Annotated in this window: 13 protein-coding genes and 1 riboswitch; of the genes, 11 read left to right on the forward strand and 2 right to left on the reverse strand. The window is 35.9% G+C overall.

From position 1 onward, the window contains the following. Positions 1-25 precede the first annotated feature (25 nt). Complete coding sequence (locus LEUM_RS04735; RefSeq protein ID WP_011679727.1) at positions 26-985, reverse strand: D-2-hydroxyacid dehydrogenase; 960 nt, start codon at positions 983-985, stop codon at positions 26-28. A gap of 303 nt (positions 986-1,288) precedes the next feature. On the opposite strand from LEUM_RS04735, the gene LEUM_RS04740 reads away from it, so the two are divergent. The 8 genes from LEUM_RS04740 (at position 1,289) to LEUM_RS04775 (ending at position 8,672) form a co-directional block, all read left to right on the forward strand. After that, positions 1,289-2,152, forward strand: a complete 864-nt coding sequence (locus LEUM_RS04740; RefSeq protein WP_011679728.1) for an oxidoreductase — start codon at positions 1,289-1,291, stop codon at positions 2,150-2,152. Positions 2,153-2,644: 492 nt separating this feature from the next. Further along, complete coding sequence (locus tag LEUM_RS04745) at positions 2,645-3,124, forward strand: Type 1 glutamine amidotransferase-like domain-containing protein (RefSeq protein WP_011679729.1); 480 nt, start codon at positions 2,645-2,647, stop codon at positions 3,122-3,124. Between the two features lie 212 nt (positions 3,125-3,336). After that, complete coding sequence (locus LEUM_RS04750; protein WP_011679730.1) at positions 3,337-3,987, forward strand: YczE/YyaS/YitT family protein; 651 nt, start codon at positions 3,337-3,339, stop codon at positions 3,985-3,987. A 103-nt stretch (positions 3,988-4,090) separates the two neighbouring features. Continuing rightward, positions 4,091-5,413: a Y-family DNA polymerase gene (locus tag LEUM_RS04755; RefSeq protein ID WP_011679731.1), complete on the forward strand. Its 1,323-nt coding sequence runs from the start codon at positions 4,091-4,093 to the stop codon at positions 5,411-5,413. Then, on the forward strand, positions 5,406-5,786 hold the full coding sequence (locus LEUM_RS04760; protein ID WP_011679732.1) for a hypothetical protein: 381 nt from the start codon (positions 5,406-5,408) through the stop codon (positions 5,784-5,786). The genes LEUM_RS04755 and LEUM_RS04760 overlap by 8 nt, the downstream gene beginning before the upstream one ends. Beyond that, on the forward strand, positions 5,773-6,024 hold the full coding sequence (locus tag LEUM_RS04765; protein WP_011679733.1) for a hypothetical protein: 252 nt from the start codon (positions 5,773-5,775) through the stop codon (positions 6,022-6,024). The genes LEUM_RS04760 and LEUM_RS04765 overlap by 14 nt, the downstream gene beginning before the upstream one ends. Positions 6,025-6,276: 252 nt before the next feature. Then, complete coding sequence (gene spxB / locus LEUM_RS04770) at positions 6,277-8,097, forward strand: pyruvate oxidase (RefSeq protein WP_011679734.1); 1,821 nt, start codon at positions 6,277-6,279, stop codon at positions 8,095-8,097. 152 nt (positions 8,098-8,249) lie between these two features. Then, the gene (locus LEUM_RS04775) at positions 8,250-8,672 is read left to right on the forward strand and encodes an Hsp20/alpha crystallin family protein (protein WP_010285809.1); all 423 of its coding nucleotides are present in this window, start codon (positions 8,250-8,252) and stop codon (positions 8,670-8,672) included. Positions 8,673-8,833: 161 nt separating this feature from the next. On the opposite strand, the gene LEUM_RS04780 is transcribed toward LEUM_RS04775, so the two are convergent. Continuing rightward, the gene (locus LEUM_RS04780) at positions 8,834-9,469 is read right to left on the reverse strand and encodes an SDR family oxidoreductase (RefSeq protein WP_011679735.1); all 636 of its coding nucleotides are present in this window, start codon (positions 9,467-9,469) and stop codon (positions 8,834-8,836) included. A 457-nt stretch (positions 9,470-9,926) separates the two neighbouring features. On the opposite strand from LEUM_RS04780, the gene LEUM_RS04785 reads away from it, so the two are divergent. The 3 genes from LEUM_RS04785 to LEUM_RS04795 all read left to right on the forward strand — a co-directional run bounded on the left by LEUM_RS04785 (position 9,927) and on the right by LEUM_RS04795 (position 11,363). Next, positions 9,927-10,439, forward strand: a complete 513-nt coding sequence (locus tag LEUM_RS04785) for a DUF6622 family protein (RefSeq protein WP_011679736.1) — start codon at positions 9,927-9,929, stop codon at positions 10,437-10,439. A gap of 143 nt (positions 10,440-10,582) precedes the next feature. After that, positions 10,583-10,671, forward strand: a riboswitch (TPP riboswitch). An 88-nt stretch (positions 10,672-10,759) separates the two neighbouring features. Then, on the forward strand, positions 10,760-11,107 hold the full coding sequence (locus LEUM_RS04790) for a zinc-binding metallopeptidase family protein (protein ID WP_011679737.1): 348 nt from the start codon (positions 10,760-10,762) through the stop codon (positions 11,105-11,107). Between the two features lie 28 nt (positions 11,108-11,135). Then, a complete protein-coding gene (locus LEUM_RS04795; protein ID WP_011679738.1) occupies positions 11,136-11,363 on the forward strand; it encodes a hypothetical protein in 228 nt (75 codons plus the stop codon). Positions 11,364-11,618: the final 255 nt, after the last annotated feature.

The raw sequence follows: 11,618 nt of genomic DNA on the forward strand, positions 1-11,618 counted from the left end.
GTTCCAACTGTTTTTTTTAGCACATTTAACCAATAACGTTTTTGGCTTCTCCTGATAAATATGCATTTAAATTATCTACGGTTATGCGTAATAATCTTTCACGAGTCTCTAATGGTGCCCAAGCGATGTGAGGTGTAATAAAGCAATTTTTAGCTTTTAATAAAGGATTGTCTTTTTCAATTGGCTCTTTTTGGACAACATCTGTAGCTAAGGCATAAACTTTTTCATTATTTAGTGCCTCGGCTATGTCATTTTCACTAATAAGTTTTCCACGGGCTGTATTGATTAAAATCACACCATCTTTCATTTTTGAGATAGTAGTCTTGTTAATTAAATTAATCGTTTCTGGTGTTTGAACAACATGAAGACTAATAATATCCGCTTTTTGGAAAAGCTCATCTAAAGAAACTTGGTTGACCCATTTTTGGGTTGCAACACTAGGTCGATGATTATAAAAAATAACTTTCATTGAAAAAGCATTGGCTAATTCTGCCACTTTTTGAGCAATTCGACCATAACCAATGAGCCCTAATGTTTTACCTTTCAATTCAAATAGCGGTTTATCCCAAAATGTAAAATCATCGACACTAGACCATTTCCCATCATGGACCAATTGGTTATGTAATCCAACCTGACCAGTTATTTCTAGTAATAATGAAAAGGTAAATTGCGCGACAGCATCCGTAGCATAAGTAGGCACATTCGTCACAATAATGTTGTGGTTGTTTGCACTATCAATATCGACAACGTCATAACCTGTTCCCATAATGCCAATATATTTTAACTGTGAAGCACGACTGATTACACTATCATCTAGTGGGGTCTTATGTGTTATCACAACTTCCGCATCATCGATTCTCTGCAAAATTTCAGTGTCATTATCTACTGATGTACGGCTATAAAACTCAAAGTCGCCCAAATTTTTTAACGTTTCCCAATTTAAATCTTGATTGAGATTATAACCATCTAAAAGTACAATTTTCATAACTTATATCTCCGTTTCTTTGAGCCATTTGAATAAATCTTTTACTACAAGGATCTGAAAAGTAATTTAGTCATATTTTATCACTTATGACCTATTAACCATGATTTTTAAACTTTAAGACTAAGAATAGGGGATTGTCGCAAGAATTATTTCGTGAATATCAACACCGCGGGGTTTTGAGTCCTTAACCGTGCTCAATTAAAATAAAGTGGTAAAATGAAACAAATGAACGCTAATTGTTTGTTATCATATGATTTCAGACGGAGTTCCGACGCGGATGCTTATCATATAGGAGGAAACTAAATGTCAAGGAATGAAGAAAAAATTTGGCTTGTAACGGGTGGATCAACTGGATTTGGACGTAAATTAATTGAAGAATTAATTGCAAAAAAGATTCCAGTCGTAGCTACCGCAAGAAATTTATCAGCATTTAATGATTTAGAAACGAATGAGGATGATTTGCTACTTAAAGTACAATTGGATGTCACAAACCAAGAACAAGTCAACAATGCTGTCCAGTCAACGCTCAATAAGTTTGGAAAAATTGATGTTCTGGTTAATAACGCTGGCTACGGATACTCAGGTTCGATCGAAGAATCAGATGAAACTGCAGTCCGCCAAATGTTTGAAGCAAATTTTTGGGGAGCTAGTGCGATGATTCGTGCAGTGTTACCAGCTATGAGAAAAAACAGATCAGGATTAATTATCAATGTCACATCAATAGGTGGTTTACTAGCGTTACCCACCTATGGTTATTACAATGCAACCAAGCACGCCTTAGAGGGATTAGGTAAGGCACTATCATTAGAAGTTGAACCTTTTGGTATTAAGGTAACAAATGTCGAGCCTGGTCCCTTTAGAACTGATTGGGCAGGCAGATCACAATTTTCTGCCAAACATTCAATTAACGATTATGAAAATACGCCAGCAAGAACATCTGAGGAAGCTTCACATGCCAGATCAGGCGAACAAACTGGCTCTCCTGAACTAGCTGCAAAGGCATTTATTAAAATCGCTGCCTCTGACAATCCGCCTTTGCATTTTATTGCCGGTCAAAATGCTTTTAAACGTGAACAAGAAGAAATTTCTAATATTCAACATGATATGCAAAAATGGCAAGAGGATTCAACCCATCTGGACTATGGCGACGAGACATATTGGCAATAGATGGGAAGAGAGTTAACAGACCGTTATTTTTGAAGAAGTTGGGGGTTATTTTGAAATTGTTCGAAAAAATTTTACGTTTGAATCCGATAAATGGATAAACAAAGAAGTTTATCGCTATAACTTACATGAAAATAATTTATAACAACTGTTTAGATTCAAAATCATAAGAGTTACTTAAATGGCCTATCCTGATTATCAGGATTTTTTATTTTACGAACAATTACATTTTTGTTGTTACAATGAATACTTTCTCCCATTCGATGGCCTCTTAGCGTCTGAAATGGTGCTATAATTACACTTAATATTATTTTTATGACATAATCATGGGTTAGAAAGCGTAAAACCGCAATTAATAAACTACTATTGACTGCTTACGGGTTCTCAACAGATAAAATCAAACGTGCTGCACTAGGATTGCTTAATATAGAACATTCTAGTAAAACATGTATTATATCTACTTCTAGACCAGAAGAAAAAGAGAAGCATCCACAAATGCAACAAATCAGAAATGATTTATTAGAATTTAGACTAGATCAGGTTGATTTTCTTGATGTGGAGTTTGAAAGTGCAAAGAAACTATATGGCTATGACTTGATATTTTTGAATGGTGGTTATCCATTTTATCTACTACATTTCTTGAAAAAAAGTGGTGCTGACCACATTTTAAAAGACATTAGTAGGACTGGGGTTCCAATTTTTGGGCTAAGTGCTGGATCGATTGTAATGGGACCTTCCATCGAATATTTGCAATATCTTTATCCAGAGGACAACCAATTTAATGATACAGATTTAACAGGTTTGAACTTAACAAGTACTACAATTTTCCCGCACTTCAAAGAAATGTTAACGCGTGATGCTGATATTGATAAAAAACTAACTTCGTATGAAAATACAACTGGAGTTAAAATCATGAGGCTTAATAATGATCAAGCCTTATCGTGTCATTGCAAAGATAAAGTTCTGATTGATTAAATACCGAATTGGAAACCCTATATATCAAATAACGATTTAATCTCAAAATCCTAACTTTTCGCGTTATACTCAACTTCTTTTAAAGAATAGTGGAACAGGGGTTGTGCTGAAAAAATTACAGATACGCTCAATACAGAACTCGAATCATTAATTGACAATTCACTATCATCCATTTAAACTTTACTTATAAATAATAAGTTGAGGAAAAGAATTTGTTCAATAAAAAATTAAGATCGTATTCTTTTCGTCTTTGTTTGTCTATTGTTGGCACCATTATCATTGCCTTTGGGATTATTTTATTCCGTTTGGCGAACACGGGCATTGATCCAGCAACAGCAGCAGATGTTGGTATATCAGATACCTTCCATTGGAATTTAGGGAACTATCAGCTTGCATTTAATGCGCTATTGTTCCTTGGCATTTTGTTTTTCGATCAAACACAGTTTGGCATCGGAACATTAATCAATATGTCGTTACCAGGATACATTATCGCTTATTTTACACCGAAGTTTGAACCTATAGTTGGGCGTTGGTTTGGAAGCTTTTCTTATCTTGAAAACATATTTTTATTTGTCATTGGTATGTTTTTATTTTCATTAGGAATTGGCATATATACAAGTGTAAATCTTGGTGTTTCCCCGTACGATGCGGTTGCGCCATTGTTCAACAAAAAGAAATGGGCCAGTTATCGTCTGACAAGGTCTGTTCAAGATTTGTTCTTTTTTGTAGTTGCCATTATATTTGGTGGGCCACTGGGTATTGGAACTTTTTTGATTGCCACGTTAACTGGCTATATTGTACAATACTGGCGTCAGCTATTTAAAAAAATAAAACACCACATGCAAAAAACGCACAGCTTTTAGTTGTGCGTTTCGTCATTCAAAAATTAAATACAATTTATCCTCTTGCCAAACAGAACGTTTGTTCGTATAATGAATTATACAGCTTTTGTTTTGGAGACAGCATATGGTAAACAAGCAGAAAATTGAATACAACTACACGCAAGAGGAACGACGTGTGATATTTATGATTGATTCTAAAAGCTTTTATGCCAGTGTTGAGTGTGTGGAACGTAACTACAATCCATTGAAAGCCTTACTTGTTGTGATGTCAGAACAAGAAAATACCAACGGCGGTTTAGTCTTGGCATCTTCACCAATGGCCAAGAAAATACTGGGTATCACTAACGTTACCCGACAACGTGATATTCCTGTTTGTCCGGACTTAGTGATTGCTCATCCGAGAATGAACCTTTATATTCAAGAAAATCTACGTATTAATAACATCTATCGACAATACACTGATGATGCGCACTTATTGCCATATTCTATTGATGAATCTATCCTTGATATGACACATTCTTGGCAGTTATTTGGCAAAACACCAGCAGAAGTTGCTTTCAAAATACAACAACAAGTTCGGGACGAAACAGGCATCTATTTAACTGTTGGTATTGGTGATTCACCAGTCTTAGCTAAATTGGCGCTTGATATTGAAGCTAAACACGCAAAAAATTTAACTGGCATTTGGCATTATGAAGATGTACCAAATAAATTGTGGCCAATCACACAACTAACTGATGTTTGGAGTATTGGTTCACGAACTGCGCGTAAGCTAAATTTGATGGGTATTCACTCAATGTATGACTTATCTCACCAAGATCCATATCTATTTCGTTCGAAACTGGGATTAATGGGTGAACAATTGTTAGCTTTGTCTTGGGGTATTGACCGATCTGATCTGACTGAAACAATCAGGCCCAAAAATAAATCATATAGTAATTCTCAAGTTTTACCACGTGATTACGGCCAACAAGCTGAGATTGAAATCGTGATTCGAGAAATGGCGGATCAAGTTGCCACAAGAATTCGTGCCCACCAAAAGCAAACTTGCTTAGTTAGCTTGTTTATTGGTTATTCTTTTTCTGAAAGTGAGAAACAAGAATCACATGGCTTTAGAAAACAATATCGTATTAGTCCCACTAACGATACCAATGCATTAATGGCTGTTATGATCAACCTCTTCAGAAAGCACTGGCGAGGCGAGATTATTAGACACATCGGGATTGATTACGGTGGACTAGTTGATGATACTGGAGTACAGCTTAATCTTTTTGAACAACCTGAACACATCCTTAAAACAAACAAAATTGATCAAGTTGTCGACGAAATTCGTCAACGTTTTGGTACTACAGCTTTGATGCGGGCTATGTCTAAAGAAGTCGGTGGAACAGCCATTAACCGAGCTAGTTTAGTTGGCGGACACAACGGAGGTAACAGTTATGACTGACAATGATGATTTCACTACGATAATCAATCGCTACTTCCAAAACGATTACCGAGAACGAGGAAAAATTAAATGGAACGGCTACTTTCTGTCCGACCACACTTCTTCTTTAACCAAAGAGGGCATTCAACGAAATGCAATAACTAAGAAATTACCCGCAATATCACTAAATGATGCGCAAGATATTTTACGACACGCTTCTGCTAATTATCATGCCGTAACCGTTCAACAAAATATTAAAGATAACGAAGGAAATCTGATCCCTAATGTGACTGGTTTAATAAATGGTTTTTCCGAATTAGGTGTCTATATTGACCACCAATTCATAGCCTTTGAAGACATTAGAACAGTGGTAAGAAAAAATGAATCCAATTGAAAATATTATCACAGAGATTAATTCTTTATTCACTAAACAACCTAATACTATTTATGAAGTACGATTGGTTAATCAGCGATATGCTAAAAAAGTTAATGTGTTCTTTGAATATTATCGGATTGGACATGCGACTCATTCACAGCAGATTGCTCGTTTAAATGATGAATATCGATCTCAAATACCAGAGTTAGCGACAATGATTCATCAGGCTACTGGCCTGACGGTTAACACCAACTAATTTATTCGTGAATTAATTATCATCTAAAGTTGTTTTTAGATTCAGTATGCTCTATACTATTCGTCTTATAAACACTTCAGCCTCGGTAGATAGGGTGATTACAATAATTAATTGAATAATGTTTGCTCCTTCAAATCCGAGTATTACTGTTAGCTACTTCACTAATTTGATATTCTATCCTAGTTGATATACAATTTAGTTATCATAATGAAAGCGCTTACAACGTTTTTGTTTTTAGGAGGCCAGGTTAGAATGTCAGATAAAAAAATATCAGCTGGGTTAGCAGCTTTGAAGGTCATGGAAGGATGGGGTGTTCATACTATATATGGTATTCCTTCCGGAACATTAAGCGGGTTGATGGATGCTATGGGACATCCTGAAAATAATATTAAGTTTTTGCAAGTTAAACATGAAGAAGTTGCTGCAATGGCCGCCGTGATGCAATGGAAATTCGGTGGAAAATTAGGCGTCGCTGTTGGATCAGGTGGTCCAGGGGCTACTCATTTGATTAATGGCTTATATGATGCAGCTATGGATAATACGCCTGTATTAGCAATTTTGGGGTCAAAGCCAGTTCGTGAATTAAACATGGATTCCTTCCAAGAATTAAATCAAAATCCAATGTATGAAAGTATCGCTGTTTACAATCGTCGCGTAGCTACTGCCGAACAATTGCCTCATTTGGTTGATGATGCAATCCGTACGGCGATTGCCAAGCGTGGTGTGGCTGTTCTTGAAATACCTGCAGATTTTGGATTTTCACAAATTGATGCCAATTCGATTTATTCAACACCACTGTATTCATCAGGCCCAAAGTATAAAGAATACAAATCAGCACCTGTCGATAATGCTGATATTGATGCTGCTGTTGAACTATTAAACCAAGCAAAACAACCAGTTATTTATGCTGGTGTGGGTACCATGGGTCATGGCTCAGCTGTACAAGCATTATCTCGCAAAATAAAGGCGCCCATTATCACGACCGGTAAAAACTTTGAAACTTTTGACTGGGACTTTGAGGCCTTTGCTGGTTCAAATTTCCGAGTAGGGTGGAAGCCAGCCAACGAAGCTGTTCTCGAAGCTGACACTGTCTTATTTGTTGGAACAAACTTCCCATTTTCAGAAGTTGAAGGGACATTCCGTAACGTTGACAAGTTTATCCAAATTGATAACAATCCTGCAATGCTAGGTAAACGCCATCAAAATGATGTTGCCATCCTCGGTGATGCTGGTGAAGCAATTGATGAAATACTTGCCAAGGTTTCCTCGGTTTCAGAATCACCTTGGTGGCAGGCTAACATTAAAAATATACAGAACTGGCGCGATTATATGACCAAACTTGAAAAAAAGACCGAGGGCGACCTACAAGCTTACCAAGTTTATAATGCAATTAATGAGCATGCAGCAGATAACGCTATTTTCTCAATTGATGTTGGTAACGTAACACAGCTATCAGTTCGTCATTTGCACATGACACCTAAAAATATGTGGCGCACGTCACCATTGTTTGCGTCAATGGGTATTGGTCTACCGGGAGGTATTGGTGCCAAGAACACTTATCCAGATCGTCAAGTTTGGAATTTGATAGGTGATGGTGCCTTTTCAATGACGTATCCAGATGTTGTGACAAATGTTCGCTACAACTTACCAGTCATCAATGTTGTCTTTACCAATACGGAATATGGCTTCATCAAAAATAAGTACGAAGATACTAACACCTACAACTTCGGCGTTGACTTTACAGATGTTGATTATGCCAAAATAGCCGAAGCCCAAGGGGCGATTGGATTGACAGTAAGTCGCATTGAAGATATTGATCGCGTCGTTCAGGAAGCGCTTAGCTATTATGGTAAAGGCCGTGTCGTGGTGATTGATGCAAAAATCACTAAGGATCGTCCAATCCCTGTTGAAACATTGAAGTTAGATAAAAGTTTGTATAGTGCAGAAACTGTTAATGCTTATAAAGAAAAATACGAAGCGCAGGAACTCGTCCCATTCCGTGAGTATTTGGAATCAGAGGGACTAACTTCAAAATATATTAAAGACAGTAATGACAATAAGTACAGTTTCTAACAAGATACTTTTTGATGTTTAAATGCATTTTGTTTATACCTTGCCACCACCAATCCAATCTATAATGCTAACTAGTATGTATCATTTGACAAAATTTATAGACGATACTATAACATAGTTGTAGACATAAAAAATTTGATGGAGGTGTAAATATGTCAAACAATTTAATGCAACGTTTTAGTTCTGATGATATTTTTGATTTTATGAATCAGGCTATGCATCCTTGGTCCGATCAACGTTTACTACCAAAGTCGATCAAGACTGATGTGATTGAGAAAGATGATCGTTTCACCGTTACTGCAGAATTAGCTGGGGTAAACAAAGACGACATCAACATTGATTACAAGAATGACCAACTTTTGATTAGTGCTAAACGTGATGAATTCAAGGATCACACTGATCATGACGGTAATATTTTGCAGAGTGAACGGACCTACGGATCTGTGTCCCGTGCTTACTATTTGCCAGGGGTGGACTCAAGCAAGATTACAGCAAAATTCGCAAATGGCGAATTGCGCGTTGAATTGCCTAAGCAAGCAACTGAACAATCAAGTACTAATATTAAGATTGACTGATCTATAACTCGGTGTTTCTATTAATTCGTCCTTTGTATTAGCCGTTGAGGCATTAATTGATACAAGTAAAAAAGCTCGTCCGGATGGATGAGCTTTTTTTGTATTGGGCATATTACATTTTTATGTTGGGCATCCACTTATATCAAAGACTTCATGACTTATTAGATGCTTTCTAAAGCTTCAAATATAGGTGTATCACCATCACTCATTTTTATAACTTGATCTATTGTTGAATTGTGATTCAAAATGTCCGCTAATGTTGCGCCAACATTTTGAATTGAATTCTTCGTTAGCGCCTTATCATTCAAGCTAATTTTATTGGTTCCTGGTATGTCTACGAGTGCAGTTGCTTGTAAAATCGTATAATTAAGTTTCGTTTGTTTCACAAGATAATTATCCGCAAAAAATTTAGCGATATTATAATTCATCAAATCAGCCATTGCTGGATTATGCCATTTATTAGGTTCAAGTGAATATGCTGAGCTCAGCATGATATATCTAGAAACACCATTCGATTCAGCTATATTCATTGACTTGACTGCACCAAAAGCATCTGTTTGTAACAAGTCTTTATTGCGCGATCCGGCTACAAAATAAATTGCGTCAATGTCTTCAACTTTTTGAGATAAGGTTTCAATATCATCATGTAAATCAAAATTGATCGCAGTGATATTTTTGTGTTTCATTGTCCTTTCGGGGTTTCGTGATCCAGCTATAATTTCGTGATGTTGATTAATCAGGTGCTTGATTAACTCTTGACCAACACGACCATTAGCACCAATAACAAATATTTTCATTTTTTATTTCCTCAAATTAGGCTCATTTTTGAACATACCTTACTATATGTGAGTTTAACATAATTTATATTTTTGTGTTGCTAAGCACTTTCATTTAGAAAATGAATAACTGGCTTAAGAATTAAATACGATGTTCACTTTTGAAAGAACGATAAAAAGATTTTGTGAATGATTTTTGAGGACGAGACAATTGTATAATCCTTTGACTTTCCCCTCCAGATAGATGATGATTTTTTCCCTTACATATAAATGGTCACCACTTACATTTACACACTGACCTGTCGTCAAGTATTTTTACCTCTTGTCGTAATTCTTATCTCAACAGTTATATTTTTCAGTATGATATTGAGTGTTGAAAGATATTTCTAATGTAGAAATTTTGTTGATCCGGTTTGTTTGTTGTGTAAATTGTCATTTCATACTAACCAAAATTTATGTAAAGAAGGGAAGTATCATCATGGCTGATATACTAAAATTTATTTTCGAAATCATTAACAACACACCGTTCTGGGTATGGGTTGTTTTAATTATACTAATTAAACGAGGTACGTCATTAATAAATGACAGTCCTGCTTCTATTGGAAGATCAATCATAATGCCTTTTATTTTCGTTATTTGGGGTTTAAATACAGTAGTAAACAAATTTTCTTCTCCAAATACATTGCTGAGTTTTTACTTAGTAGCATTGATTTTAGGATTTTTGTTCAGTTACTTACTTTATATGCGACGATCTTTTTATGTTGAAGATGGCCAATTAATTCAGGAGGGTAGTACCTTACCTTTAGTTATTATGCTAACCAATTTTCTAGTAAAATATATTCTAAACGTTATTCTCGCTATCCATCCAGTACTTTACACTCAGATGAATTTCAACATTTTTTATGGTATTGTTTCTGGGTTCACAGTTGGATTATTCTTTGGCGGCATTTATAAAACGCTTATGGCAAAGAAACAATTTTTGAAGTCATAGTGAAAGGGGCTATTCCAGTCCCCAAGATCATGCTTCATTACACCATCGTAACCGTAAAACATAAACAAAGGTTCATGTAACTAATTACGCGTGTCTTTTGACAGAGGTTGCAAAATAAGATATACTCGGTTAATAATTGAATAGTAAATAACTAGGGGCGCCAATTGGCTGAGAAGAACCCTTTGAACCTGAGATGGATAATGCCAGCGGAGGAAAGTGAATTGTGTGATGCAACAGTAACTGGTTAGCAATACATATTTAAAGCAATTTTTGAGCACTTTTGTCCGCTGGCAAAAGTGCTTTTTTTGTGGAGGTAAAGCATGGATTTAACAAAAGTTACTCAACAAATTGCGTCGCAGCAAGATGATTTATTAGAATTGGTAAAGCAGTTGGTTGCTTTTGAGACCCCAGCGCCACCAGCGCGTAACACACGTGAGGCTCAAAATTTTGTTGCTGACTACTTACGGCCTTTAGGATTTGATATTGATCAATGGGCATTATATGACAACGATGACATTGTGGTTGGAACCAAAAACGGTGATTCGACATATCAGAGCTTGATTATTAATGGACATATTGATGTTGCCTCGTTAAACCCTGATGAGCAATGCTCTGCTACTAAGCAATGTAAAAAAGCGCGACAAAGGCGGCATCACAGACAAAACTAAAATTGCATCTAGCCCTGAGGAAATAAAATTGACCCCCAAGCCGTGGTTCGACAATGTCAACCCAAATATAACAAAGAAGCACATAGGTGATCAGATGCCAGTGCGGGGTGGCTCGTTTAATAAAATTAGTCGTTTGTGGCGGCAGGACATCCGTGCTGAGACAAATGCAGAACGTCAATTCTTAAGAAATCAAAAAAAAGTTGAACAAGAAAAGGCTAACGAAGAATACGAGTCAGAAATATCCAGAAGATTGTAAGGAGAAAAATTTTCTTGTCAAATGGTTTTTTAGCATCTGTGAAAATTACAGATAAAAGCATTATAATAGTTTACCCTCGATAAATAATGTAATGACAATATCTCGCACCCTTTTAAAAATTTTTCATTTTAGATTAATTAATAACAAAATTAAAATAAATAAATAATTTATTCCATATATTAATTAGCTTTTTTATAAGACATTAAAAGTCCGTAGCGATTATTTGAGTACAATTTCGTATTTCAAAAAAATATA

Source organism: Leuconostoc mesenteroides subsp. mesenteroides ATCC 8293, from assembly GCF_000014445.1.
Classification (GTDB): domain Bacteria; phylum Bacillota; class Bacilli; order Lactobacillales; family Lactobacillaceae; genus Leuconostoc; species Leuconostoc mesenteroides.